This window comes from Corallococcus silvisoli, from assembly GCF_009909145.1.
GTDB classification, from domain to species: Bacteria; Myxococcota; Myxococcia; order Myxococcales; family Myxococcaceae; genus Corallococcus; species Corallococcus silvisoli.
In genome coordinates, this window is record NZ_JAAAPJ010000003.1 from 185563 (window position 1) to 210631 (window position 25069).

Annotated in this window: 27 protein-coding genes; 5 read left to right on the top strand and 22 right to left on the bottom strand. The window is 71.3% G+C overall.

Annotated elements, in window-relative coordinates; translation table 11 throughout:
* Positions 1-2: 2 nt before the first annotated feature.
* From GTY96_RS07240 to GTY96_RS07290, 11 genes are all read right to left on the bottom strand, one after another.
* Positions 3-2603 carry a TonB-dependent receptor domain-containing protein gene (locus tag GTY96_RS07240; RefSeq protein WP_161664272.1) on the bottom strand — a complete coding sequence of 867 codons (2601 nt, stop codon included), beginning with the start codon at positions 2601-2603 and terminating at the stop codon, positions 3-5.
* Between the two features lie 19 nt (positions 2604-2622).
* Positions 2623-3360: an energy transducer TonB gene (locus tag GTY96_RS07245; RefSeq protein WP_161664273.1), complete on the bottom strand. Its 738-nt coding sequence runs from the start codon at positions 3358-3360 to the stop codon at positions 2623-2625.
* 12 nt (positions 3361-3372) lie between these two features.
* Complete coding sequence (locus GTY96_RS07250) at positions 3373-3789, bottom strand: ExbD/TolR family protein (RefSeq protein WP_143899369.1); 417 nt, start codon at positions 3787-3789, stop codon at positions 3373-3375.
* Positions 3789-4505, bottom strand: coding sequence for a MotA/TolQ/ExbB proton channel family protein (locus GTY96_RS07255; RefSeq protein WP_143899370.1), 717 nt, complete (start codon positions 4503-4505; stop codon positions 3789-3791). The genes GTY96_RS07250 and GTY96_RS07255 overlap by 1 nt, the downstream gene beginning before the upstream one ends.
* Positions 4506-4544: 39 nt before the next feature.
* Positions 4545-5429, bottom strand: a complete 885-nt coding sequence (locus GTY96_RS07260) for a hypothetical protein (RefSeq protein ID WP_161664274.1) — start codon at positions 5427-5429, stop codon at positions 4545-4547.
* The gene (locus tag GTY96_RS07265) at positions 5429-6871 is read right to left on the bottom strand and encodes a porin family protein (protein WP_143899372.1); all 1443 of its coding nucleotides are present in this window, start codon (positions 6869-6871) and stop codon (positions 5429-5431) included. The genes GTY96_RS07260 and GTY96_RS07265 overlap by 1 nt, the downstream gene beginning before the upstream one ends.
* Positions 6872-6995: 124 nt before the next feature.
* On the bottom strand, positions 6996-7256 hold the full coding sequence (locus GTY96_RS07270) for a hypothetical protein (RefSeq protein ID WP_143899373.1): 261 nt from the start codon (positions 7254-7256) through the stop codon (positions 6996-6998).
* A gap of 42 nt (positions 7257-7298) precedes the next feature.
* Positions 7299-8534 carry a hypothetical protein gene (locus GTY96_RS07275; RefSeq protein ID WP_143899374.1) on the bottom strand — a complete coding sequence of 412 codons (1236 nt, stop codon included), beginning with the start codon at positions 8532-8534 and terminating at the stop codon, positions 7299-7301.
* A 390-nt stretch (positions 8535-8924) separates the two neighbouring features.
* A complete protein-coding gene (locus tag GTY96_RS07280) occupies positions 8925-10127 on the bottom strand; it encodes a tetratricopeptide repeat protein (RefSeq protein ID WP_161664275.1) in 1203 nt (400 codons plus the stop codon).
* 56 nt (positions 10128-10183) lie between these two features.
* A complete protein-coding gene (gene dbpA, locus GTY96_RS07285) occupies positions 10184-11569 on the bottom strand; it encodes an ATP-dependent RNA helicase DbpA (protein WP_143899784.1) in 1386 nt (461 codons plus the stop codon).
* 88 nt (positions 11570-11657) lie between these two features.
* The gene (locus tag GTY96_RS07290) at positions 11658-12251 is read right to left on the bottom strand and encodes a TetR/AcrR family transcriptional regulator (RefSeq protein ID WP_143899376.1); all 594 of its coding nucleotides are present in this window, start codon (positions 12249-12251) and stop codon (positions 11658-11660) included.
* 92 nt (positions 12252-12343) lie between these two features.
* On the opposite strand from GTY96_RS07290, the gene GTY96_RS07295 reads away from it, so the two are divergent.
* A complete protein-coding gene (locus GTY96_RS07295) occupies positions 12344-12721 on the top strand; it encodes a DUF1304 domain-containing protein (RefSeq protein ID WP_161664276.1) in 378 nt (125 codons plus the stop codon).
* 6 nt (positions 12722-12727) lie between these two features.
* On the opposite strand, the gene GTY96_RS07300 is transcribed toward GTY96_RS07295, so the two are convergent.
* The 4 genes from GTY96_RS07300 to GTY96_RS07315 all read right to left on the bottom strand — a co-directional run bounded on the left by GTY96_RS07300 (position 12728) and on the right by GTY96_RS07315 (position 16121).
* On the bottom strand, positions 12728-13237 hold the full coding sequence (locus tag GTY96_RS07300; protein ID WP_161664277.1) for an FmdE family protein: 510 nt from the start codon (positions 13235-13237) through the stop codon (positions 12728-12730).
* 68 nt (positions 13238-13305) lie between these two features.
* Entirely contained in the window at positions 13306-14853 is a 1548-nt protein-coding gene (locus GTY96_RS07305) for a caspase family protein (RefSeq protein ID WP_161664278.1), read from the bottom strand.
* 37 nt (positions 14854-14890) lie between these two features.
* Complete coding sequence (locus GTY96_RS07310; protein WP_161664279.1) at positions 14891-15616, bottom strand: hypothetical protein; 726 nt, start codon at positions 15614-15616, stop codon at positions 14891-14893.
* A complete protein-coding gene (locus GTY96_RS07315) occupies positions 15609-16121 on the bottom strand; it encodes an RNA polymerase sigma factor (protein WP_143899381.1) in 513 nt (170 codons plus the stop codon). Before GTY96_RS07315 ends, GTY96_RS07310 begins: the two co-directional genes overlap by 8 nt.
* 142 nt (positions 16122-16263) lie before the next feature.
* Between GTY96_RS07315 and GTY96_RS07320 the strand changes: the two genes are divergently transcribed.
* Positions 16264-16854 carry a hypothetical protein gene (locus GTY96_RS07320; protein ID WP_143899382.1) on the top strand — a complete coding sequence of 197 codons (591 nt, stop codon included), beginning with the start codon at positions 16264-16266 and terminating at the stop codon, positions 16852-16854.
* A 20-nt stretch (positions 16855-16874) separates the two neighbouring features.
* Here the strand turns inward: GTY96_RS07320 and GTY96_RS07325 are convergent, their stop codons facing one another.
* Positions 16875-17327 (bottom strand): MarR family winged helix-turn-helix transcriptional regulator, encoded by a 453-nt coding sequence (locus GTY96_RS07325; protein WP_161664280.1) that lies wholly within the window; start codon positions 17325-17327, stop codon positions 16875-16877.
* 100 nt (positions 17328-17427) lie between these two features.
* Here GTY96_RS07325 and GTY96_RS07330 point away from each other — a divergent pair, with 100 nt between their 5' ends.
* Both GTY96_RS07330 and GTY96_RS07335 read left to right on the top strand, forming a co-directional pair.
* Complete coding sequence (locus GTY96_RS07330) at positions 17428-18630, top strand: MFS transporter (RefSeq protein ID WP_161664281.1); 1203 nt, start codon at positions 17428-17430, stop codon at positions 18628-18630.
* 3 nt (positions 18631-18633) lie between these two features.
* The gene (locus tag GTY96_RS07335; protein ID WP_161664282.1) at positions 18634-19209 is read left to right on the top strand and encodes an isochorismatase family protein; all 576 of its coding nucleotides are present in this window, start codon (positions 18634-18636) and stop codon (positions 19207-19209) included.
* A 4-nt stretch (positions 19210-19213) separates the two neighbouring features.
* Here the strand turns inward: GTY96_RS07335 and GTY96_RS07340 are convergent, their stop codons facing one another.
* The 6 genes from GTY96_RS07340 to GTY96_RS07365 all read right to left on the bottom strand — a co-directional run bounded on the left by GTY96_RS07340 (position 19214) and on the right by GTY96_RS07365 (position 24093).
* A complete protein-coding gene (locus GTY96_RS07340; protein ID WP_235685437.1) occupies positions 19214-19411 on the bottom strand; it encodes a hypothetical protein in 198 nt (65 codons plus the stop codon).
* Positions 19412-19531: 120 nt separating this feature from the next.
* Positions 19532-19993, bottom strand: coding sequence for an SMI1/KNR4 family protein (locus tag GTY96_RS07345; protein WP_161664283.1), 462 nt, complete (start codon positions 19991-19993; stop codon positions 19532-19534).
* 8 nt (positions 19994-20001) lie between these two features.
* Positions 20002-20649, bottom strand: a complete 648-nt coding sequence (locus GTY96_RS07350; RefSeq protein WP_235685438.1) for a hypothetical protein — start codon at positions 20647-20649, stop codon at positions 20002-20004.
* A gap of 100 nt (positions 20650-20749) precedes the next feature.
* Positions 20750-21562, bottom strand: coding sequence for an SAM-dependent methyltransferase (locus GTY96_RS07355; protein WP_143899386.1), 813 nt, complete (start codon positions 21560-21562; stop codon positions 20750-20752).
* 105 nt (positions 21563-21667) lie between these two features.
* Entirely contained in the window at positions 21668-22543 is an 876-nt protein-coding gene (locus GTY96_RS07360) for an ATP adenylyltransferase family protein (protein ID WP_161664284.1), read from the bottom strand.
* Positions 22544-22650: 107 nt separating this feature from the next.
* On the bottom strand, positions 22651-24093 hold the full coding sequence (locus GTY96_RS07365; RefSeq protein WP_161664285.1) for a tetratricopeptide repeat protein: 1443 nt from the start codon (positions 24091-24093) through the stop codon (positions 22651-22653).
* A gap of 288 nt (positions 24094-24381) precedes the next feature.
* Here GTY96_RS07365 and GTY96_RS07370 point away from each other — a divergent pair, with 288 nt between their 5' ends.
* Entirely contained in the window at positions 24382-24942 is a 561-nt protein-coding gene (locus tag GTY96_RS07370; protein ID WP_143899389.1) for a DUF2378 family protein, read from the top strand.
* Positions 24943-25069: the final 127 nt, after the last annotated feature.

Consider the following 25069-nt stretch of genomic DNA (forward strand, 5'->3'; position numbering starts at 1 on the left):
CGTCAGAACTGGTATCGCAGGCCGGCGACCGCGAGCACGGGCAGTCCGACGATGTACTTCCGCTCGCGGTAGTCGAAGTTGTAGGTGATTTCTTCGGGGTTCTGCCGGTTCGTCACGTTCTGCATGTCCAGGTAGACATTGAGCGTGCCGCCCCCGAGTTGGAAGTCGCGCTCGGCGCGCAGGTCCACCTGGTAGAAGGACGGAATGCGCACGGAGTTCTGCGAGCCGAACAGCGGCTGGTACACGTCGTCGCGGACATCGTAGAAGGCGCTCGCCACGGGCGTGCGGGGCGCGCCGGTGGCGAAGCGGACGCGGGCTCCCAGCGTCCACGGCCCCAGCTGGTAGCTGCCGACCACGCCCAGCACGTGCGTCTGGTCGTAGTCGAACAGGCGCATGGCCGCGTCCGGCGAGTCCCGCCGCTCGCTGCGGCTGAGGCTGTAGGTCACCCAGCCGAAGAAGTTCTGCCACAGCTCCTGGCGCACGAGGAACTGCGCGCCGTAGCTGCGTCCGGTGCCGTCCTGGGTGAGGGCGCGCGCGAGCTGCGGCGTGGCGTAGGGGCTGCGGGCCACCAGGTTGTCGAGCGTCTTGTAGAAGCCCACCGCGTCCGCGGTGAGGGTGCCGGTGATGCGCCACGAGGCACCGGCGGTGGCGTGCACGGCGCGCTGGGGCAGCAGCGTGGGATTGCCGAAGACGGCGCTCATCTCCTCGGGCGCGGGGGCCTGGTAGTACACGCCCGCGGCGGCGTTGAGGGTGAGGTCCTTGCGCAGCTTGTAGCTGGCGGACAGGCGCGGCTCGATGACGGGGGTGAGGGTGGAGCGGCCAATGGGCAGCGTTCCGCCCACGCTCGGCGTCAGCCGGCTGGCCTCCAGCAGGAAGCCAGACAGGCGCAGGCCGGGGTTGAGGGTGAGCGCGCCCAGCCGCAGCTCCGCGGTGGCGTACGGAGACACCGTCACCTGGTTGACGTCCCAGGTGTCCGCGTTGCTCTCGTCACTGGGGCGCTGACCGAAGACGAAGATGTCGCCCTCGCGCGCGGGCAGGTTGAGCGAGCCCTGGCGCCGCACATGGGTGGGCGCGCCCTGCAGGTCCAGGCCGAGCGCGAGCGTCACCCCGCGATCCACCTTGCGCCGGTAGCTGCCGCGCACGCCCCAGCGCACGCCGCTCATGTCCAGCAGCGCCGGCGTGGGCCCGAAGGTGGCGAGCTGATGGCTGGAGTCCATGCCCACCGACGGCGTCACCACGAAGCTGGAGCCGTCCTCCAGGATGCGGCTGTAGCGCAGGATCACGCGGGAGAAGGAGCTGTCCGTCGTCTCCGAGCGCACCTGCGCCGGGTCGCTGGAGGCCACCGTGCGCTTGAGGTAGTCGTTCGAGCCGAGCACCAGCGCGCTCAGCGACTCGTCCTTGCGCAGGTCCAGCTGCCCCTGGAGCTGGTAGTCGTTGTAGCGGGGGATGGGGAAGAAATCGCCCACGTCCTGGGAGACCACGCCGGTGAGGACGCGGTCCAGGTAGCTGTAGCGCACGGCGCCGGCCACGCGCAGCGTGGGGGTGACCGCCGCGGAGAGCTGCGCGGAGGCGTCCATCACGTCCGCGGACACCACGCCGTGCACGCCGTCCGCCTGGGGCGCGCGCGTCTCCACCCGCACGAGGCCGCCCAGGCCGCGCCCGTAGTCCCCGCCGTAGGCGCCGGGCGTCAGGTCGATGCCCTTCACCAGCCCGGAGTTGATCGTCGAGCGCAGGCCGCCCACGTGGTAGAGGGCCGGAATCTCCACTCCGTCCACGTTGACGCGGGTGTCGCGCGGGGCGCTGCCCCACACGACGAGCTGCCCGCTGCCGAAGGACGAGCGCGCCACGCCCGGCAGGTTCTGCACCACCTTGAGGGTGTCGCCCTGCGTGCCGGGCACGCGCCGGGCCTCCTCGGTGCGGATGCTCACCTCGGTGGACTCCTTGCGGATGCGCGGCGCGCGCACCACCACCTCCTCGTCCACGCCCTCCTGCTTCTCCTCGGCCAGGTAGCGCACCGTCTTCTTCTTCGACTCGGCGATGTCCTCCTGCGTGGAGACGGTGATGAGCGTGGCGCTGGAGAGCTGCACCTGGTGCGTGCCCACCGGCACGTCGATGAAGGAGAACGTGCCCTGCTCGTCCGTGACGAGGGTGGCGCCCGTGTCCACGACCGTCACGGTGACGCCCGCCAGGGGCTTCTTGGTGAAGCGCTCGAGGACGACGCCCTCGAAGTTCACCTGCGGCCCCAGCTTCACCTTCACCTCGTCGATCTTGAAGGTGTAGCGGTATTCAATGCGCACCGGCGCCGGCACGCCGTCCACCTCGGCCGGTTCGAAGACGAACCTGCGGGCGGCGGCCACCGCGGCGGCGTCGAAGTCCGCCCCGCCGCTCTCCACCACCTTCACATCCTCCACGGTGCCGTCGGCGGCAATCTCGATGCCCAGCAGCACGGAGGCGGTGACGCCGCTCTCGCGCTTGTCCGCCGGGTACTCGGCCTCCACGAAGGTGGTCAGCTTGGGGGCCTTCGTGAGCTGCCCCTGCTGCTGCTCCTGGGCGCGCGCGCTCCCCAGCGCGCACACCAGCGCCAGCACTGCCGCCACCAACATTCGCCCTTCGCGCACCACGTTAGTCTCCGAGTTCGAAGCGCCGGGCGAGCGTGAAGACGCCGCCGGTCACGGGTTTTCCGCAGGCGGTGGAGGGCTTGAAGCGCCACAGCTTCACCGCGGCCACCGCGGCGGCGTCCAGGGCCGCCTCCACGGTGCTCACCACGTCCACCCTCGCGACGCTGCCGTCCGCGGAGATGATGACGGAGAGCACCAGGCGGCCCTCCACGCCGTCGGCGCGCGCCTGGGCGGTGTACTCAATGTCCGGCGTGCGCACGAGCGGCACCGGCTTGGTGGGCGCCTCCGTGCAGGGGTCCTCGTCCGGTGGCGGCGGGGGCTTCACCGGCTCGCGGCGCGCGATGGGCTGCTTCGAGGGAGCGGGCTCGTCGCCGCGAGTCGTCGGGCCACGCGTCAGCCCGCCCACGGCGATGCCGCCGCCCTGGCCGCCACCGTCGTTGCCCAGCGTCAGGCCGGTGGAGAGGGCCGCGGGCCGGGGGGCCGGCGCGGGGGCGGACGCGGGAGGCGGCGGGGCCGCGGCGGCCACCTCGGGCGCCGGCTCCGGACGGCGCGGGCGGGGCGCCGGCGGCGGCGGTGGGGGCTTCGGCGGTTCCTCGGGCTTGGGCTCCGGCTTCTTCTTGGCCCCCTCCACCACCGCGACGGCGATGGCGCGGTGCTGCGTAGGGGTGCGTGACAACCAGAAGATGAGCGCCACCGCCAGCGCATGGAGCGCCAGGGAGATGAAAAGGGGCTTACCGCGCATGGCGTCGTCTTCTCAGTCGGCCTGCACGTTGATGGCGAAGTGGGTGATGCCGGTCACCTTCGCCAGGTCGATGATGTGCACCACCGCGCCATGCGGCGTGTCCTTGTCCGCGCTCACCACCAGGTTCATGTCCGGGTTTGCCTTCACCGCGGCCGTCAGGCGCTCGCGCACGAGGGACTCCTCCGCCGGCTGCTCGTCCATCAGCAGCTTGCCGTCCTTCTGGACCACCACCGTGGTGGGCTTCTCCGCCATGCCGTCCGAGCTGGAGGCGCGCGGCAGCTGCACCTTGAGCGTCTGCGCCACGATGTACGTCGAGGACACCATCAGGATGATGAGCAGCACCAGCACCACGTCGACCAGGGGCGTGACGTTGATGTTGGAGATCGTGCCGCCGCGGCGGCCCCCGCCTCCTCCGAGCGTGCCAGCCATTACGTCTGCACCTCGCGCTCACGGACGGGGGACCTGGCGGCCAGCGCAGCCGCCCCGTTCGAGGGCGCCTCGGTCGTGGTGCGCGCCGGGTGCGCGCTGCGCAGGTGGGCCAGCAGCTGGCCGCCGAGCGTCGCCACGTTGTCCTCCACCTCGTTGCACTTCTTCTGGAAGTAGTTGAAGGCCACCACCGCCGGCAGCGCCACGAGGATGCCCACCGCCGTGGCGATGAGCGCCTCGGCGATGCCGCCCATGACGTTGCCCATGCCTCCACCACCGGCCTGCGCGCTGCCCAGTTCCTTGAAGGCGGTGATGATGCCGAGCACCGTGCCGAACAGGCCGATGAAGGGCGAGTTGTTGGCCAGCGTGCCCAGGAAGAGCAGTCCGGACTCGAACTGCGGCCGCCGGTCCTTCAGGCCACTGCCGAGGATTTCCGCCACCGCGTCCGCGCCGTCGGCGTACCACTCCAGCGCCTCGGTCAGCACCTGCGCCTCGATGCTCTTGTGGTGGGCGAGCACCGCGCGCGCGCCCGCCACGTCCCCGGCGCGCAGCCGCTCCACCAGCGCGCGGCCCAGCTTGCGCGGGTCCACCCGGCGCTTGTGGAAATACACGATGCGGTCCACCACCACGCCCACCGACATCACCGACAGGGCAATCAACAGCCACAGCACCGCGGTGCTGCCCATCTGCACCGCACCATGCATCTTCTCCAACATCATCAACTCCTCGCGAAGCGCGAAAGCGAAACCCGGAACGGCTCAGGGAATGTCGAACTCAAGGGCCAGCAAGCCGGCGCCCTTCTCGTGGGCGCCGCGCGTGTCGGACTCCACCATGCTGCCCGCGGCGCGGCCGAGGACCTCACCGGCAAGGCGCACCTCCGCCTTCCAGTTGGCGCCGGCCTCCGCGCACAGGCTGAAGGCGTCCACGCGCACCACGTAGTGGCCGGAAGGGGGCGGCTGCCTCCACACCACGTCCTCCTGGCGGCGCCCGTCCAGCACGCACTGCGCGTTGGAGTCGTACAGGAGCACGCCCCCGGCCTCCACCTGCGAGGGGTCGATGACGCCCACGGTGGGCGGCGTGTACGAGTTGATGTTGCGCGCCCAGATCTCCACCCCGTCCGGGATGGTGACGTGCAGGTCGAGGTCCGCCTGCGTGTCCCAGGAGAGGCTGATGACGAGGCTGCCCGCGGGGGCGGCGCTGGCCATCACGTCCACGCCCAGCGCGCGCGGCGGGCCGGCGCGGCCTTGTCCGTCCAGCGCGCGCGCCACCACCTCGTAGCGCCCGGCCTCCACGCGCGGCGAGAAGGCGAGCTGCGCGCTGAACGTCACCAGGTCCTGGTTGAGGGTGTCCACGTTGCCGGTGGGGATGCGCCAGTGGCCCTGCTCGCCGGAGAAGCTGAGCGCCACCGCCTCCGCGCCCTTGACGGCCAGCCCGCTGAAGGACTTGGCCTGGACGCCAGCGCGCACCAGGGTGTTGGACGTGGTGACGTCCACCAGGTCGGGGCCGCCCTCGGGGGCCTGCAGCTCCTGGGGGTAGTGCCGTGCTCCGGCCACCTGCATCAGGGCGTCCAGCCCCGAATCACTCGTCTCTCCACAGCCGGCCAGCGCCAGGAGCGCCAGCACCATCGTCGTCGCGAGCCGCATCAGAAGACCACCTCGCCGCGCACGGTGAGCGCGTCATCCGGCAGGGTGGTGGGGGCCCCGCTCGTGGTGCGTGCCAGCGCGTTGGTGTTGTGGTCGTACTCCACCATCACCCGGCCGTAGGGAGCCAGCCGCGCGCCCAGCACCACCGCGGTGGTGGACAGCGCGTTGGTGCGCACCACCTGCGTGCCGTTGCGCACCTCGCTGGCGTCGCGGTCCGGGTCATAGAAGTCGTAGCGCACGCCGGCGAAGAGGTGGGGGCCCACCTGCGCGGTGAGGCCCACCAGATAGCCCTGCTCGCGCAGCGCGCGGCCGGCACCCACCGGGTTCGCCACCTGGAAGCCGCGGTCGAGGTTGGAGGCCCAGTACAGCTCGCCCAGGGCCTGCAGCGTCACCCGCTCCGTGACGGGCACCGTCACCGTGAGGTCCGCGCCCATCGCGTCGCGCGAGAAGGACTGCGAGGCCTGCGCCGGGTAGCCGGGGATGATCTGGATCTCCGGCAGCTGCACCTGGCCGTCCTCGTTGATGTCGCGCCAGGTCACCTGGTCCTTCGTGGCGGCGACGCCCCGGGTGAAGCCGTGGCCGACGAGGTACGAGACGCCGGCCCGCACCCCGACGCGCTCCAGCTGGGTGTCCACGCCCAGGCGGCCCACCACGTCCTTGAGGGCCAGCGGGGCGCGTCCCGGGAAGGACTTTTCGCCCAGGGGGTGGCCATTCATCACGCCCACCGCGTAGCGCAGGAAGCGCCAGCCGCCGGACAGCTGCGCGCCCAGGTCATACTCGCCGGGGAAGAGGGCCGAGGCGGCGTTGCTGCGCTCCAGGAAGGGGCGCACGCGGTCGCTCTCCAGCACTTCGTGGCCCCAGGGGATCTTGAAGAGGCCCACGGTGGCCATGGCCAGCGGCGGGGCGTCCGCGTCCGGCTGGTAGCGCAGGCTGACCTCGGCCGCCTGGAGGCGGGCGGCGGGGCCCTTGACGGTGTTGCCATCCAGCTCGAGCGCGCCGGAGATCCACGGCGCGGTGAGCTCGGCGCGCACGCGGGCGCGGCGGATGAGGAAGCGTGTCTGGTTGAGCGGCTCGCCCGTGGCGGGGTTCAGCTCGTCCTCCGAGGACTGGCGCATCAGCACGCCGTCGGACTGGAGGAAGCCGGAGAGCCGGAAGTCCACCGGGCTCGCCTTCGCCTCAGGAAGGATGGGCGGCGCGGGGGGGCGCAGGCGCTCCAGCTCCAGCTTGAGGGCGGCCACCTCCGCGTCCCGGCTGGACTTCTCGGCGGCGAGCGACTGCTCGAGGGATTCGAGGCGCACGTCCGCCGCGCTCTTCCCCACTCCACCGGCCGGCGGAGCGGCGATGGACGGGGACTCCTGGGTTCCCGCGGGTGAGAGGACGCCGCTGCCCCCGGGGGCCTCGGGCGGCGTCTGGGCCCACGCGGTGCTGGCGGTGGCCATCACGGCGGCCGTGACCAGCGGCCACGCGCCCCCGCGAAGGCGGGCGTGTGCGCGGCGAGAGAACTGGGGGTTCAGGGAGCGGGACATACGAGGAGAGCGCGGCGGACGGACGTTCAACGGATGCTCGCTACGGCAGCGACGGCAGGGTGCCGTCCGCGTTGAGCGGGAGGGAGGGGTTCTTGGTGATTTGCGTGACGCCCGCGGGCGGGCACGAGTTGATGATCTCGTTGTTCACGTCGGCGGGGGTCTTGAAGCAGGTCTGCTCCTCCGTCGGGTTGCCGTCGTCGTCGGGAGGATTGGAATCAGGCTTCTTGTCATCGCCGCAGCCGGTCAGGGCGAGCACGCAGAGTGCGCCCGCGGCCAGGAGCCGCATCATTCGGGTCGACATGGAGGTTTCCTCAGTGAAGTCAGGGGTTGAAGCCGCGCGGGCCTACTTCGCCTCGCAGAAGCCGCTCTGGCACGACTGGTCACTGCTGCACTGGCTGTCCGCCGTGCACGCCTTGCAGGAGGAGGAGGCGGTGCCCACGAGGCTCTCGAAGTAGCAGCCGCAGGCGGCGGCGGGCTTGAAGCGGTGCAGGTCGCCGCCCTCGGCGGTGCGGCTGACCTTCATGGCGCACAGGGGGATGAGCTTGGCGTCCTGGGCGACCGTCTTCACCAGGTCCACGCCCGCGAGAGCCTTCGTGCCCAGCACCACGTCGATGAACGTCTTGGCGTTGGCGTTGGTGGGCACGCCCTGGGCGTTCACCGGGGTGACGAGGTGGGCGTAGCCCAGGCCGGCGTAGCGGCCCTCGCGCACGTTGATCTTGTCATGCGAGGTGCTGGTGGCGTCCGGGTAGTAGGCGAACTTCTGGCCGCGGCCCTTGAGGGCCAGCACCTTCACCTTTTCGCGGTTGGTGCCCGCGTCCACCACCTCCATGCCGAGGATGCCGATGGTCCCCTCGACGTTGGCGCTGGAGCTCACGGAGGCGAGCACGTCACCGGAGCCGGCGTCCTTGCCCGCGCTGTTCTTGCGCTGGCCGAACCACTTCTCGTTGGGCACGCCAACGGCGGAGGCGAGGATGCGCAGGGTGCCGGAGCTGTCCGGGCGGATGAAGAAGAAGTTGGGGTCGGTCCACGGGGCGGCCTGCTTGCCCTGGGCGCCGCCGAAGCCGAACGCGAAGTAGGCCTCGTCGGCGGTGATGGCCGACTGGGTGCTGGTCGGCGGCACCACGAACGTCATGACCTGCGCGGGGCCGGTGAAGTCACCGATGGTGGACGGGCGCACCGCGCGGGTGCACGTCTCCACGAAGACGTCGGAGATGGCGAGCTGAGTGGCGGCGGCCGCCGACAGGGTGCACGTGGGCGGAGTCCCCGCGGCGCCGTCGTTGAAGGACTCGGGGAAGTAGGAGAGCGAGGAGCCCGCCGCGACCAGGTTCTGGTCCGGAGCCACCACGCCGTTGACGCCGCTGCACGAGCCGTTGCCCAGGTACGCGATGAGGATGTTGTTGGGGGCCGCCGCCAGCTTCGGGCCCATGACGTTGAGCAGAGGCTTGAGGGCCGTGGAGCCGGTCACCAGCAGCAGCTGCTTGCCCTGGTTGGTGGCGAGGGTGGCACAGTCATCCGCGAGCGCCGGAGCCGCCCCGGTGAGGGCAGCGAGCGCCAGCAATCCAGTCAAACGACGACGCATGGTGGGTCTCCTGGACAGGAGGCGGTGGGTTTCAACCAGTGACGGCAGCTCCAGGCCATGCGCCTGCGATTGCGGGCGCGACTCCCATGGCTGGATCTGCCGGGGAACTCGCGATGCTCTCTACAGGGTTTTGGAGAGGGCGAAAGTCGCCAGATGGCGTCGCCGCAAGAGTTTTCAATGGGATTGGCGTCGTGACGGTTTCGATACGGAAATGACACGAACCCCGGGATGAATGGTCACGGACGCGAAACACGAGCCGTGGGCGTGTCGTTTGTGTCACGCGCCCCTCCTTGCCCGCGCGGGATGCGCGGCACAGCCGAACCCGCTCACCCCCAGCAGAAGGGAGGAGCGGGCGAAGGCCTCGGCGCGGGCTTGCGGAGGGACGGTGAGCTACTTGCGCTCGACGCGGGTGCCGGAGAGGGGCTTCACCTCATCGCGAAGGACGGCCACCGCCAGCTTGCGGGTGTCCTCATACGACGGCTCGCCATTGAAGAAGGCGAAGGTCCGGTGTGAGTCGTCCGCCGCATAGGCGTCGAAGTGGAAGACCCGCCCCGTGGCGCCGGGCTCTCGCGCGGCGTTGGTGAATGCGTACGAGCCCAGGCTCAGGCGCCACGCGACGGGGGCCCCTCCCGACCCGGGCGTCTCCACGTAGAACGTGTAGCGCACGGCCCAGTCCCCTTCGAGCTTGAAGTGCTCCGCGACCATCACCGTCGCGTCGCCCTCCTTGAACTGCTCCCGGACGAAGACGCCACTGTCCACCTTGCCCTCCTGGTGGAGCTTCACCAACCGGGCACGCGCGGCGTCACGCTCCGGGAACTGCTTCAGCGCCTCGTGCTCCTGCACCAGCTTCGCGAGCGTGCGCCAGTCATCGGGCAGGTCCAACGCGGCGGCCTGGAAGTGCGCCAGCGCCCGCGGGTGGTCGCCCTTCTTCTGGTAGGCCTGCCCGATGTTGTACCGGGTCATCGGATGGCGTGGAGCCTGAGGCGTCACCTTCGACAGCCATTGAAAGGCCTCCGCCTCCTGTCCCCCGTCCAACAGCATCAGTCCGAGCGCGCCAGCGGACTCCCCGTCATCGGGATCCAATGAGAGTGCATGCTCGAATGCCTTTCGCGCCCTGCCTGCGTCCCCCGCCAAGGCCAGGGCATTGCCCAAGGCAGACCAGTATTTCACCACCCGAGGTGCGAGCGCTGTCGCCAGGGTCAACTCCGCGATGGAGCCCTGGCTGTCCGAAACGACCCCTAGCGAATAGCCCTTGAGGTAGTGGTACTCCGCGACCTCGGGGGCCAACGCCAGCGCCTTGTCGAACTCCCGCCCCGCCTCCGCGTCACGCTCGCCATAGAAATACACGCGCCCCAACAGGTAATGCAGGTGCGCGTCCTCCGTGTCTTTTTGAACAGCCTTTTCCAGCGCCTGCTGGACCCGCTCGAACACCTGCTGCTGGGCGGGCCCCGCGGGCGAGAACCGGACCGCATCCAGTTGCGCCTCCCACTCCACCGCGGCGGGCGTTCGGGTCAACTGGACGGCGGCGGGCGCGGCGGTCCTGCACGCCACGCTCAAGGCCAACAAAGCCAGACACACGAGTTTTCCGGGCATGCTCGCAATCTCTCACGGCATCCCCGAACCCTCTCATCATGATTGCATCATGGACCCTACCGCACCCGTTCGATGCGGTGCTTGCGTCCCTTGATGCGCCCTTCGCTCAGCCGCTGGAACGCGACCTTCACCACGCGCTTGGAGACGGCGACGAAGGCGTGATGGTCGTGGATCTCAATCTTGCCCACGTCCTCCGCCTTCAGCCCTCCCGCCTCGCCCGTGAGCGCGCCCAGGATGTCGCCCGGACGCATCTTGTCCTTGCGCCCGGCGGAGATGGACAGCGTCTCCCAACCGGAGATGAGCGACACGCCCGTCACGTTCTCCGGCACCAGCGCGTCCACGTCCCCCTTCTCCAGCTTCACGCCCGTGGTGGCTTCGATGTCCTCCACCTTGCGGCTGTCCGAGCGGGTGACCAGCGAGAGCGCCAGACCGCGCCGGCCCGCGCGCCCCGTGCGGCCAATGCGGTGCACGTAGGCCTCCGGCTGCTGCGGCATCTCGTAGTTCACCACCGCATCCAGCGCCTCCACGTCGATGCCCCGGCCCGCGACGTCCGTGGCCACCAGCACGCGCGTGCTGTGATTGCGGAACTTCGCCATCACCCGGTCCCGGTCGAACTGCTCCAGGTCCCCCTGCAACCCGTCCGCGCTCACCCCCGCCTGCACCAGCGCGCGCGTCAGCTCCACCACCACCGCCTTGAAGTTGCAGAACACGATGGCGGAGGCCGGCTGGTGCTGGCGCAACAGGCGCATCAGCAGGGCCTGCTTGTCCTCCGGCTGGCAGGCGTACGCCACCTGCTGGATGTCCGGCGCGGCCTCCTCCTGCGCCAGGGACACCCGCACCGGGTCCTTCTGGAACGCGCGGCTGAGCTTCTCGATGTCGTCCGGGAACGTCGCGGAGAAGAGCACCGTCTGCCGCTTCGAGGGCGTCGCCCCGAGCACCCGCTCCATGTCCTCGCGGAACCCCATGTCCAACATCCGGTCCGCTTCATCCAACACCACCGTGGCCAGATGCCGCGTGTCCAGCACCTCGCGGTCCAGCAGGTCCAGGATGCGCCCCGGCGTCCCAACGCCAATGTGCACGCCCTTCTCCAGCGCCTCCACCTGCGGCCGGATGGGCTGCCCGCCCGCGAGCGCCAGCACCTGCACCCCCGGCATCCGCCGCGCCAGCCGGCGGATCTCCCCCGCCACCTGCGCGCACAGCTCACGCGTCGGACAGAGCACCAGCGCCTGGAGCCGCCGGTCCTGCGTGAGCTTCACCTTCTGCAGGATGGGCAGCGCGAACGCCGCCGTCTTCCCGCTGCCCGTGCGCGCCTGCCCCACCAGGTCCTTGCCCTGCAACAACACCGGGATGCTCTGCGCCTGGATGGGGGTGGCGGTGCGGAACTCCAGCTCCTCCAACACCTGGAGCAGCGGGGGTGACAGCGCGAGCGCGGAGAAGTCCATCGGAGCCTCGGGGAACGGAGGCACGGGGCGCCTCGGGAGAACGCGCCCTTGTACCAGCCTTCCCGGGCCGGACAAGCCCGGCGCCCCCCTACTCGGCCCAGCCTGCCGCCTCGCTCGCCGCCGCCCGGGCCAGCTTCGCCGCGGCGCCCGGGTCCACGCGGGCCGTGACCAACACGCCAATCACCGCCCCCAGCAGCAGCTCCACCCGGCGGCCCACGGACTTGCGCGGCAACACCCCGGCCCGGGCCGCCCCCTCCAGCGCCCGCGTCAGGTGTCCCCGCAACAGGTCCCGGTAGTCCTCCACCGCCCGGTGGGCCTCCGCGTCATGCGGCGCCAGCTCCGTCGCCGTGTTCACCAGCAGGCAGCCCCGCCGCGTCAGGACCGGCGGCGCGGTGCTCATCGTCGTCGCGAGCGCCTCGAAGTACTCCGTCACCTGCGACAGGCCCGGCGCCTCCTTCGCGAACACCCCCAGCCGGGGAGAGATGACCTCCTGGAGGTACAGCGCGACGGCCCGCGCGAACAGCCCGCGCTTGCTCTCGAACGTCTGGTACAGGCTGGAGCGGTTCAGCCCCGTGGCGGCCTCCAGGTCCGAAAGCGACGTGGCCTCGTAGCCCCGCGACCAGAACACCCCCAACGCGGCCCGCACCGCCTCCGTCTCGTCGAACGCCCGTGTCCGCGCCACGTCACCCTCCTTGACAATTCTGAACCGGTCGTTTCAATATGGATTCGGAACTGACTGGTTCAGAATAATCCATCCCCGGAGGGGGAACAATCATGTCGCCACTGGCACAGCTCTTCGCGGTCATCGCCGCGCTCATCCACGTGTTGTTCTTCTTTCTGGAGAGCATCGCGTTCTCGCAGCCGAAGGTCTGGCGGCGCTTCGGGCTGAAGTCGCAGGCGGACGCGGACGTGGTGAAGCCGATGGCGTTCAACCAGGGCTTCTACAACCTGTTCCTGGCGCTGGGCGTGTTCGTCGGCGTGGGGCTGGTGCACACGGGCGCGGTGGCGTCGGGCGTGGCCGTCGTCGTGTTCGGCTGCGCGTGCATGCTGATGGCGGCGCTGGTGCTGGTGAGCAGCAACCGCCACTTCCTCCGGGCGAGCCTCGTCCAGGGGGCCCTGCCGCTGCTGGCCATCGCGCTCGTCGCCTTCTGACGGCGCTCAGGGCGCGACGGGCTCGAAGACGTCCGCGTCCGGCAGGGTGAGGACGGCGCGGCCCGCCTCCCCCAGCTTCTCTCGCGGCACGTCGCGGAAGCGCTGCACGAAGCTCGCGGACGGGCGCAGGGTGAGGGACTGGCCGGTGTCGCGGTTGCGGAAGGTGGTCGCGGTGTCCTCCGGCGCGGGCGCCGCCACCAGCGACAGGTTGAGCTTGCCCAGACTGGCACCGGTGGCCGCCGCGGCGCCGTCCGCGACGCAGGTGTACTGGACCTGCGCCGGGCTGTGGTGGATGACCTCCAGCTTGAAGCTGCCCCGGGGCAGGCCCAGCTGATGGAGCGCGAAGTCGCCCATGCGGTAGCCCGCCACCGCCCAGGGTCCCGCGCCACCGTGCACCAGGGCCACCCGCGTCAAGGCCTCGGGCTCGTCGGACGTGGCCTCGGCGGGACGTGCTCCGGCGCAGCCCAGGGTGAGTCCCAGCATGACGGCGAGCAGCAGGTGACGGCGCGTGGACATGGAGGCTCCGGGAAGAGGGTCCCGCGCGGCGTTCTAGCTGAAACCACCCGCCCTGCGCGTCAGCACATTCAGAGGGCGAAGCCCACCATCAGGGACGCGGAGCCCCTGGGCACCAGCGACACTCCGGATTCGCGCCGGGCCACCACGCCTCCCGCGGAGGCGCTCAGCAACGTCGACAGGCGGCGGCCCATGTCCAGCCGCACCCCCGCGGCCACGAGCGCCAGGGGCTCCAGGCCGAAGCGCGACTCATCGAATGGGAGCCGCGACTGGAAGACGGCCAGCGCCCCCGCCTCCAGGGTGCCGCTGAACGTCCAGGCGCCGTGCCGCCATCGCGGCCCCGCCCCCAGGCGCAGCTCCACCTCCGTCTGTTGGAAGGACACCCGCCGGCCCGCCCCCCGCCGCACCGCGAAGCCCAACACCGACGCGTCGAGCCCCGGGCCCAGGCGGCCGTCGCGCTCCAGGCGCAGGTCCAGGCCCACGACGGACGGCAGGCCCGCGACAATCCCAGACGTCACCGACGGCCCCACCGCGAGCAGCAGCGAGGACGCGGCGCCCCCCTTGCGCGCGAGCCGCAGCCGCGCGGCCTGCTCCAGGGGCGCTCCCCCCACGGAAGCGCTTCCGTTGACGGGGACCCGCACCGACCGCTCCAGGTAGCCCTCCTCCGCGCTCATCAACAGGCGGTAGGCGCCCGGCGCCACGGCCAGCGTCGTGGGGCCCTCGCCCTTGTTCACCTCCGCCACCAGCGCGCCGCTCTCCGAGGCCATGACCAGCCAGCGGCCCGGCGCCTTCACGTCGAGCGTCAGCCTTCCGCGCGCCTGCTGGGGCTCGGAGAGGACCAGCTCGCCGCGTCCCCGCAGGTCCATCCGGAACGTGGGGCGCTGGATGCCTCCTGGCGAGACGAGGGTGGACTCCAACGTCCGCGCGTAGGCGTAGCGGTAGGCCTCCTCCAGCGTGACCCGTCCGTCCCGCGAGTCATCCGCCGCGCCGCGCAGGCCCACCGCCAGGTAGTGCGTGAAGTACGAGCCCTGCAACACATCCGATTCCTGCGCGTACTCATCCGCGCCCGAGGCGCTGATGACGACCCGGCCCTCCAGGTCCGCCGCCTCCATGGTGACGGGGGCCTCCACCGGCTTCAGGCCCTTCATGCGCGTGGCGACACCGGAGCGGCACGAGTCCAGGATGAGCAGCCCCACGCCGACCGGTGCGCCCTTGAGGAAGTCCACCAGCTCCCGCATGGGCAGCTCGGTGCCGCGCAGGTGCAGGCTGCCGTCGCCCGCGTGCGAGGAGACGTAGAGCAGCAGCCAGTCGCGCGAAGACGCCTCGGAGGACAGCCTCGCGCCGAAGCGGCTCAGGGCCTCGCGCAGCGCCGTGGCATCCGCGCCCAGCACCGTCACGGTGCGCTCCGGCGGCACGGTGCCCACCTCCTGAAGGACCTCACGCATCCGGCGGGCGTCGGCTTCCGCGAAGCGCAAGCGCTCCTCGCCGCGCAGTCCCTGGTTCTCTCCCACGATCAACGCCCAACGGCGCGGCGCCTCCTCCGCGCCAGCGCGCGCCGCGCCCATCACGGCCAGGAGGAGCGCGAGCCCCCGCGCGCCCAAGGCGAGAAGCCGCATCATCGCTCGGCCCCCCCTGACGCCAGGGCACTCCCCCTCCTCACGGCTCGACCCCCAGCCGCACTTCGGCGTGGGCCTTCCCGACATCATCGGGCGTCGCCGCCTCCAACGGCCCCAGCCCCTTCGCCCGGGCCTCCTCGACGCGCGCCAGGAGCGCCGCGCGTGCGGGCTCCGCGGCCAGCGGCGCATCCGAGAAGAACGCATGCAGCGCCACCGACCCTGGCGTCACCTCCAGCGGCGGCGACAGCCGCACCTGCGCGCCCGGCGCCACCGCGCCGCTCGTGTGTCCCCCTCGAGGCCAGAGCACGTCCACCGCGCCGGCCTCGTCCACCGCGAGCACCAGCACGTTCCGGAACGTCCCCGTCCCCACCGCCAGCGTCACCCGCGCACCGGGCCGCGCGCTCGCCACCGGCAGGCCCTCCTCCGACACGAGCCGCAGCGCCACGTCCCCCTTCAACCTCACGCCGTCCTCCAGGCCCCTCGGCACGTAGACGACCAGCGCGAGCCCCATCGCCAGCACCGCCACCAGCGGCCCGCCCCAGCTCCAGCTCCAGCGCGACCGCGCCGACCGCGCCCGCTGCTCCTCCAGCCGGGCGAGCACCGCGTTCGCCCGGGGCGCTCGCAGGCTCGACTCGCGCTCCCGCCGCAGCCGCTCCGCCAGCTGTCCGCAGGCCGCGCACGACGCCACGTGGCCTTCCGCGCGCCCCGACGCATCCAGCCCCGCCAACCACTCATCCAGCTCCAGCCGCGAGAGATGCTCAGCCACGCTCCACCTCCAGCGACTCCGGCAGCCGCCCCAGCTCCGCGGCCTTCTTCCGGATGGAGTCCAGGTCCCGGACGATGGTCTTGCGCGACACGTCCAGCATCCCGGCGATCTCCTCCTGCGTCAGCCCGTCGAAGAAGTGCAGCGTGGCCACCTCCAGCTCGCGCTCGCCCATCCGTCCGACGAGGTGGCGGATGAAGTCCGCGGCCTCCCACTGCCCCGGGGTGGGCACCGTGGCCTCCTCCGCCGCCACGAGCCCCGGCTCGCGCAGCTGGCGCGAGCGCAGCGCGTTGAGACAGAGGTTGGTGGTGACGCGGTACACGTACGTCATGGGGCGGGCCTCCCGCCGGAACCGCGCGCCTGCCGTCAACATGCGCTCGAAGACCTCCTGCACGATGTCCCACGCGTCGGCATCGCGTCCGAGCAGCGCGAGCGCGCGACGGTGCACCACGGGCGCGAAGCGCTCGTAGAGCTGCCTGAGCTCCTCCGCATCGAGCCCGCTCGCCATCCGCCTGGTCCGACCTTCCTGTTCGTCCTTGAGACACCCGGCCCCGGTGGCCTGGGACATCGCTCGCGCGATGGGGTGTGGGATACTAGCCGCGCACCGGGGGCATGTCCCAGGTCGCTCCCACCGGGTGTCCCAACCACACGTGAACCGACTGCTCACCGCCACCCTGCTCGCGCTCCTGGGCGCCGGCTGCTTCGATCCGCTGTACGAAGACCCGGACCCCCTGGGCGAGGTGACGTGGGCGGTCTGCTGCGTCTCCGGGCAGGTGGACACCTGTCCCTGCGACGCTCCTGATGGCTGCCCGGCCACCTTCCGGGCCTGCGCGGCCGGCACCTGCGCGGAGTCGCAGAGCCAGTCCTGCGGCCCAGGCAAGGACGGAGGCGCGTCCTCCACCGCGGACGGCGGCGCCGACATCGACGCGGGCACGGCTGACGCAGGCGGCGCCGACGCGGGCCCGGAAGCCGATGGCGGCATGCCCCTGGACGCCGGCGTCCAGGACGGCGGCACCGACATCGACGCGGGCACGCCTGACGGCGGCACTGACATCGACGCGGGCGCGCCTGACGGAGGCACCGTGGATGCGGGACCGAACACCTCCGGCTATGGGCCCTGCTGCGACCCGAACACCCACCGGGTCACCACCTGCGCCTGCCCGTCCTCCGGCTGCGCCAACGCGCCCTTCACCCCTTGCGCGTACGGACGCTGCGCGCTGGCGGGCGAGCGCTGCGAGTAGGCCCTCCGCGCGCGAGGCCCCTACTCCCCTGAGCGCGGGTCGGACGGGGGCTCGAACGCGGCGAGGATCTTCTTCGCGATGCGCTCGAAGTCCTCCACGTCCCGGTCATCGAGCACCGTCGCGAGCCGCGAGATGAGCCCCTCGCGCACCGCCTCCACCCGCTCCCGCGCGCGCTGCCCGGAGGCGGTCAGCTCCAGGGCGTACTGGCGGCGGTCCTCCTCGCTGCGCTTGCGGCGGATCCACCCGCGCTCGATCAGCGTCTCGAGCGCTCGGCCGGTCAGCGTCGGAGCGGTCTCCGTGGCCCTCGCCAGGTCCGCCTGTGAGATGCGGCTGTTGCGGCCGATGTGCCGCAGGAACTTCGCCTGCGCGCTCCCCACCTCGAAGGTCGAATACGCCTGCGCCGCGACCGACCGGAGGCGCCGCGACACGGCGGTGAGCTGCTCGAAGAAGTCGTGAGGGTCGCGCCGGTCCACGTCTCCAAGCGTAGTCGCCGGGTGGAGCGCGCGCAACGCACAGGGCGGTTCGCTTGACGAATCGTGCACGGGTGCATCATATTGATGCACGGGTATACGAATGCAGGGGACCTTCCGCTCGCTGAGAGGCTTCAACTACCGGACATGGGCGGCCGGGGCGATTGTGTCCAACGTGGGCACGTGGATGCAGCGCACCGCCCAGGACTGGATCGTCCTCACCCAGCTGACGCACAACAACGCGACCGCGGTGGGCGTGGTCATGGCGCTCCAGTTCGGGCCGCAGTTGCTCCTCCTGCCCCTGACGGGCTTCGCGGCGGACCACCTGGACCGGCGCAAGCTGCTGTTCGCCACGCAGGCGCTGCTGGGGGCGCTGGCCCTGGGACTGGGGCTGCTCACGCTCAGCGGACGCATCCTGCTGTGGCACGTCTACGTGTTCGCGTTCCTCCTGGGCTGCGTCACCGCGTTCGACGCCCCCGCGCGGCAGACGTTCGTGTCGGAGCTGGTGGGCGAAGAGGACCTGTCCAACGCGGTGGCGCTGAACTCCACCTCGTTCCATGCCGCGCGGATGATTGGACCGGCCATCGCGGGGGTGCTCATCTCCGCCGTGGGCTCCGGGTGGCTGTTCGTGCTCAACGCCGCCTCGTTCATCGCCGTGCTGTGTTCGCTGAGCCTGCTTCGCGTGGAGGAGCTGCACCGGAGCGACCGGGCACCGCGGACGCGAGGGGGCCTGGTGGACGGCTTCATCTACGTCTGGAGGCGGCCCGACCTGCGGGCCATCCTGATCATGTTCTTCTTGATCGGGACGTTCGGGCTCAACTTCCCCATCTTCATCTCCACCATGGCCGTCAGCGTCTTCCACGAAGGCGCGGGCCGGTACGGGCTGCTGACGTCGATCATGGCGATGGGCTCGGTGGCGGGGGCGCTCCTCTCCGCCCGGCGCCCGCATCCCCGCGCCAGCCTGCTCGTCTCGGGGGCCGCCATCTTCGGGGGCGGACTGGCGCTCGCCGCGGTCATGCCGGGCTACGGCCTCTTCGGCATCGCGCTCGTCCTCATCGGCGTCTCCGCGCAGACGTTCACCACCACGGCGAACAGCGTGGTGCAGCTCTCGACGGAGCCCGTGATGCGGGGACGCGTGCTCGCCATCCTGCTGGCCATCGCCCTGGGGGGGACGCCCATCGGGGCCCCCATCGTCGGCTGGGTGGCGGACGCGTTCGGCCCGCGCTGGGCGCTGGGCGTGGGTGCCGCCGCGGGCTTCGCCGCCGCGCTCATCGGAGTCCGTTTCCTCTCCACGAAAGAAAGGTGAAGCATGCCCGCCACGACGCTGGATTCCAGGACCGCCCTCGTCGTCATCGACCTCCAACGGGGGCTGTCCCAGGTCCCCTGCGTGCACCCCTTCCAGGAGGTCGTCGCGAACACGGTGCGGCTGGCGGAGGCCTTCCGGCGCGTCGGGCTGCCCGTCGTGCTGGTGACGGTTTCCTTCTCACCGGACGGCGGAGACCGGCTCCGGTCGCGCACGCAGGTGCCCGCGCGTCCCATCCCCAACGCGCCGGAGTTCACGCAGCTGGTGCCAGAGCTGGGGCCGAAGCCGGGGGACCTGCTCATCACGAAGCACCAGTGGAGCGCGTTCTACGGCACGGAGCTCGACCTCCAGCTGCGGCGCCGGCAGGTGACGGGGATCGTGCTGGCGGGCGTGGCGACGAGCATCGGCGTCGACACGACGGCGCGGGCCGCGCACGAGCGCGCGTACAACCTCACCTTCGCGTCCGATGCCATGACGGACACGGACATCGCCGCGCACGACTTCGCGATGTCGAAGATCTTCCCGCGCATCGGAGAGGTGGACACCACCGATGCGCTGCTCGCGCTGCTCGGCCGCGGGTGAGGGCCTACTTCTTCTCCAGGACGACGGCGTAGAACTCGATGCCCACGCCCTGCCGGTCCTCCTCGGTGATGGCGTCGTCGGGCAGGCCCAGGAACCGGCTCACCGGCACGACACCGCCAGGGCCGGGGGTCCACGGCCCGCAGAGCTCCAGGTATTCAGGCAGGGAGAGCAGCTCGAAGGACTCTCCCATCTTCTGGAACATCCCCACGAACTGCTCCCACTGGGGCGTCGGGTGAGTTGAGCGCGTTGGAGCACCTCCACACGTCCAGGTTGTATGAGAGGCTTCTGGCCAAATGGCTTGATTGAGGCCGCTGCAACAGCCTCAGTCCGCCAACCAGAAGGCCCTGTTTCCGCTGCGCAGCGCCTTCGCCAGGAACTCCTCGAAGGATGCGGCGATGCGCGGCGCCTCCTCCGGGTACGTCTCGTGGAAGGCGTCGAGCAGCGGGTAGCGGCCGTGCTCGCGACTGGCCACGTCCAAGATGACGAAGTTGGTGTCCTGCATGTCCACCAGCGTGTAGTGCGACGGCGACCCGTCCTTGTCCTCTTCGCTACCGCGGATGGCCGCTCGGGCGCGCTCAATCCGATCCAGCGGGAGGATGCGGTAGTTCATCTCGGGCGGAGCATCGAAGAGCGCAGCGCCATCGCAGTGGAGGTAGAAGGCGCACAGGTCCGCATCCAACTTCCAGCCGACGCGCGCCTCGAACGTTGCCACCTGGGCAGGCGTCGCGGGCGGGTTGGGGAAGTGACGGGCGGAGACTTCGGCCAGCAGTCGAGCCATGGACATGGGTACCCTCAATCCCCGTAGGGGCGCTCAGGGCCGGGAGTCAGCCACCTGCCACCTGGCGCGTAGCAGGCGGGGTACTCGGCGTTGAATACCTTGTGGACGGCGTCGGGGACAGGCAGCACGTTTCCGGGTGCAGTGGGCGCACCACCGTGCGCCAGGTCGAAGACGTGGTGGCCCGCCCAGAGACTTCCAGCCGTCTGGGGCCACTCGCCGAACTCCGCCCCCCACTCGTGCCGGAAGACCTTGCGCGCGCTGTCCCAGGTATCTCGTCGCGACTGGAGGTCCGCGACCTTGGGGTAGTCGCAGCAGCAGTGGGTGATGGCGAGGCGCCCGCCAGCTTCAGCGGGCAAGAAGAGGTATCGCCCCCGCCAGTCGCCCTTGATGTCGGCCAGCCACATGCAGCCCATGAGCGCCCGCCCCTCCCTCGTGCACTTCGACTCGCACCGGGCAATGAACGCGGCGCTGCACTGCCAGGGCCCATAGTAGAGGGTCGTCCGGAGCTGGCCGCCGTCCGGCGTGGTGACGACTGGACCCACCCACTTCGCCCGCGCGGGGCTGCCTCCACCCGTCACGGTGGCCGAGCCGCACCCGACGAGGGCGAGGACGAGGACGAGGACGGAGCTCGCGGCGCGCGGAGTGAGGATGGCGGCTGCCACGGCAAGCAATGAAATCACGGACAAGCTTGCAAGTTAAACTAGGCCGGAGAGGTGGACACCACCGATGCGCTGCTCGCGCTGCTCGGCCGCGGGTGAGGGCCTACTTCTTCTCCAGGACGACGGCGTAGAACTCGATGCCCACGCCCTGCCGGTCCTCCTCGGTGATGGCGTCGTCGGGCAGGCCCAGGAACCGGCTCACCGGCACGACACCGCCAGGGCCGGGGGTCCACGGCCCGCAGAGCTCCAGGTATTCAGGCAGGGAGAGCAGCTCGAAGGACTCTCCCATCTTCTGGAACATCCCCACGAACTGCTCCCACTGGGGCGTCGTCTTCGCGGGGTCCTTGGTCTCGAAGGTGGTGAAGAGCTTCGAGCCCGGCGCGGCCCAGTCATACAGGTCGCGGAAGAACTGCCGGTTCTCCTCCGGCTTGAGGAACACGGTGATGCCGTTGGCGCCCAGGGCCACCTTGCGCTGGCCGCCCAGGAACTCGCGCACGTCGGCGCGCTCCAGGAACGCCTTCGCCTGACGGATGTCGCACTCCAGGTAGCGCACGCGCGGCTCATCCCCCAGGAGCACGCGCGCCTGCGCCATCGTCAGCGGATTGATGTCCGAGTACAGCACCTTCACGTCCGGAGGCAGCACCCCGTGCACGTGGTCGTTGGTCGGCAGGCCGGACGCGAAGTCCACCCAGCGCGTGAAGCCCTCCGCCGACAGCCGCTTCGCCGCGGCCTGAAGGCAGGCGCGCAGCATCCGCACCCACTTCCGCGTCGAAGGCAGCAGCGAGAACATGTACTCCGCCGCCTGCCGGTCCGACTCGAAGTGGTGGATGCCTCCCAGCGTGTAGTCGTAGATGCGCGCCGCGTCGGGGACTTGGGGATTCACGCCCGGCACGCGGGCCAGCTCGTTCACATCCATGGTCGTCGCTCCATCGGTCCGGGCCCCCCACCCGCGTCCTGCCTCCGACGGGTGAGCCAGCTGCGCGCGCATTGTGCCGCTCCGCGCTCGCGGTTGCACCCGTCCCTACGGCGCGAGGCCCGCGACGTGGCGCAGCAACTCCAGGGGGCCCAGCGCCGCGACGGCGTCGAACTGCTCGGGCGCGCGCACCAGGAGGGAGCCCGCGAAGCCCAGCGCGTTGACGTTGACCCCCAGGTGCTCCGCGCGGCTCCGGGGCACGAGCAGCATCCAGTCCCGCGTGGCCAGCAGGTTGTACGGCGCGCGCGACGCCTCGCCCAGGCCCAGCGCGTCGCGCAGGAGCCGGTACGCCGCCAGCATCCGGGCCCCCTGCCCCGGCGCCTCCCAGGGGCCCAGGCCCGCCAGCAGGTGGGGGAACGGCAGCGCGCTCGCGGCCACCACGCGCCCGGGCGCGGGCAGCGTGGCGGGAAGCAGCGCCTCCACCGGGGCGCGGAGGCGGTCCGGCCCCAGCGGGGGAACCAGCTGCAGGTGCTTGTGCCGCTGGCTCGCGCCCGCCGTCTCCCCGGCGTTGTAGAAGGCCAGCCCGTCCAGGCCCTCCAGACACGTCGCGAGCGCGTCGAAGTCCCCGGCCGTCAGCAGCGCGTCCTGGGACTCGAAGGCCCGCGTCACCAGCAGCAGGTGGTGCTCCACGACGTTGAACTTGTTGAGCAGACAGACGTGCGCGGGAGGCACGTCGCCCAGCACGAGGTCCGGCTCCGGGTGCGCGAACGGGTTGAACGGCGCCCCACCCGAGGGCGCGGGCGGCTTGCGCTCCTTGAGCGCCACCCGGCCCAGCACCCGCACCTGGAACGTCGCGCCCGCGTCCGCCACCGTGCGCGCCTCGGTGGTGATGGGCTGCAACGCCCCGGTCTCCAGCGCGTGCCGGGTGACCGCCAGGGTGCGCGGCCACAGGGCTTCGGGCGTCAGCGGCGGCGTGGCGTTCAAGGGCGGAGCTCCCGGTCGGTGCCTGGAAGGCGTGCCCCCGAGTCTGTGCCGTCCCGCGCCGCCAGCGTCAACCCGCCTGCCGGAGGGGAAGCGCCGGGGTGTCCACCTCAGCGCGGAGGACGGAAGACGTATTGGTACACCGGGGACTCGCTGTCGGGCGGGTACTGGGCGTCCATGAAGGCGACCTGCGCGTGGTGGGTGATGAGCACGTCCTGGAGGCTGTCGTAGAGCACCACGACCTTCGTCGCCTTCCCCGTGGCGTCCAGGTCCACGCGCACCTTCAAGTTGCCCTTGAGCTCCGGCTTCTCCATCAGGTGGTCCAGGTACAGCGCCACGAGCCCCAGCGACACGCGGTCGTAGACCTGCTCCAGCGTGCCCTTCGCGGGCGACGCGGGCAGCCGCAGCCGCTTGGAGAGCTGCGCGAACTCCTCCGCGGCCTCCGGCACCGGGCGCTCCGGGGCCGCGAGCGCCGCGCGATACGCCATCACGGCCTCGAAGAAGCGCTCCTGCTTGAGCAGCAGCCGCGCCCGCCGCGCCTGGATGTCCGCGCGCTCCGGAGCCAGCGCCACCGCCTGATCCAGGCGCGCCTCGGTCCCGGCCGCGTCCGGCTTCGCCTCCGCCAGCGTCGCCAACCGCAGCAGCGGCTCCGGATCCTTCGGCGTCACGGCCGCCAGCCGCACCAGGGCCTTCTCCTCGTCCTCCGGGCGGTTCAGGTCCACGTTGAGCCGCACCCAGGTGGCGAGCACCGCCGGGTCCGCGCCCCCGAGCACCGAGTACCGCTCCAGCATCTTCACCGCCTGCGCCTTGTCCCCCGCGCCAAGCCACGCCTCCGCCTGCCGCCGGTGCGCCTCGCGGTCGTGAGGCTGGAGCGCGACCAGCAACGCGCCCGCCTCCGCGCCCGCCTTCGCGTCCCCCGCCTCGCGGGCCAGCCGCGACAGCACCTGGAGCGCCTCCGGCTGCTCCGGCCATTCCTTCACCGACCGCACCAGCAGCGCGCGCGCCTCCGCCGCCCCACCCGGCCGGCCCGCCAGGAGCAAGGCCAGGTCGGTGCGGAAGCGCGGGACGTCCAGCTTCGCCAGCGCCTCGCGCAGCCGCGCCTCCGCTTCCACGGGCTTGCCCTCCGCCTGGAGCCGCAGGCCGTCCACCCAGAGCGCGGGCGCGAAGCCGGGCACCGCCTTGCGCGCCACCTCCAGCGGAGCGGCCGCGTCCTTCAACATGCCCCAGCGCACGTACACGAGCCCCATGCCCACGTGCGGCCAGGGGTTCTCCGGATACACCACCGCGAGCGCCTTGAACTCGCTGAAGCTCGCGTCCGAAGGCAGCGCGAGGAAGGCCCGGTACACCCGGGGCATCGGATCCCGGGGCGCCTTCGCCTCCTGGGCGTCCAGCTCCGTGCGCAGCGTGCTGGGACTCCCCTGGACGCGGGCCGTGTCCATCCGCTGGAGCATCGCCATCCCGTCCGCGGCCGGCGCGGGCACCGGCCTCGCGCCCAGGGCCGGAAGCGCGCACAGCGCGGAGAACAGCAGGCACGTCAGGACACGGGACGTCATGAGGGGGAACCAGGGACGGGGCACGCTACCAGATGCCCCCTCGCGGATTCACTCCGACGAAGGCGCCGGCCCCCGCGCTCCAGAGGGCTCGCTCCGGTGCCCGGGGCGCGACCCGACGTGGATGGATTCACTTGTTTTTCATGTATTGCTTGGAGGACTCCACCACGGGTGACAGAGGCGGGAAGGGGCGCGCCACCGTCGCGGAGGAGGGGCCGGCTTTCTCACTCTGGACGACACGCACCCGGTAGGGCTTGACCGGAACCGGAAGGGCTGGGCGGAATGGTCTTCATGGCCGCCGCCGAAAAGCTCGTGTTCCCGACAATCGTCGAGGGACTCTTCGTCCGGGGACTGTCCGGAAAGGTCTCCTTCGCCCTCAAGGAGCAGCTGCGCAAGGAGGGGCTGGACCTGGACCGGCCGCTGCAACCGGCGTACTCGCTGGACACCTGGACGCGCTGCGTGGCGCTGACGGCGAAGTCGCTCCACCCGGAGCAGCCGGAGCCGGTGGCGTGGCGGATGCTGGGCGAGCGGATGATCGACGGCTACCGCGACACGATGGTGGGCCGGGCGCTGCTGGGCGTGCTGCGGCTCATCGGGCCCAAGCGGATGTTGCACCGCTCGCAGCACAGCTTCCGCACCGGCAACAACTACACCGAGGTGCGCATCACCGAGCGCGGCGAGCGCGAAGCGGACCTGTGGCTCAACGAGCCCGGCCTGCTGCGCTACTTCAAGCAGGGCGTGATGCTGGCCACGGTGCGCGCCGCCAGTGGCCCCGCCACGCAGGTGGACGTCGTGCAGTTCGATGACGACAGCGTCACCTATCGCGTGTCCTGGGGCGCGTCAGGCTCCTGACGACACGGGCCGCCCCCCGCGGATCCGCGACCCGCGGCCCTCTTGCCCGCACGGGGCCGCATCTGCCAGCGTGAAGCCGCCGGGCGCGGAGCTGGGGCCGTGCCAGGCCGCGAGAGGGGGATGCATC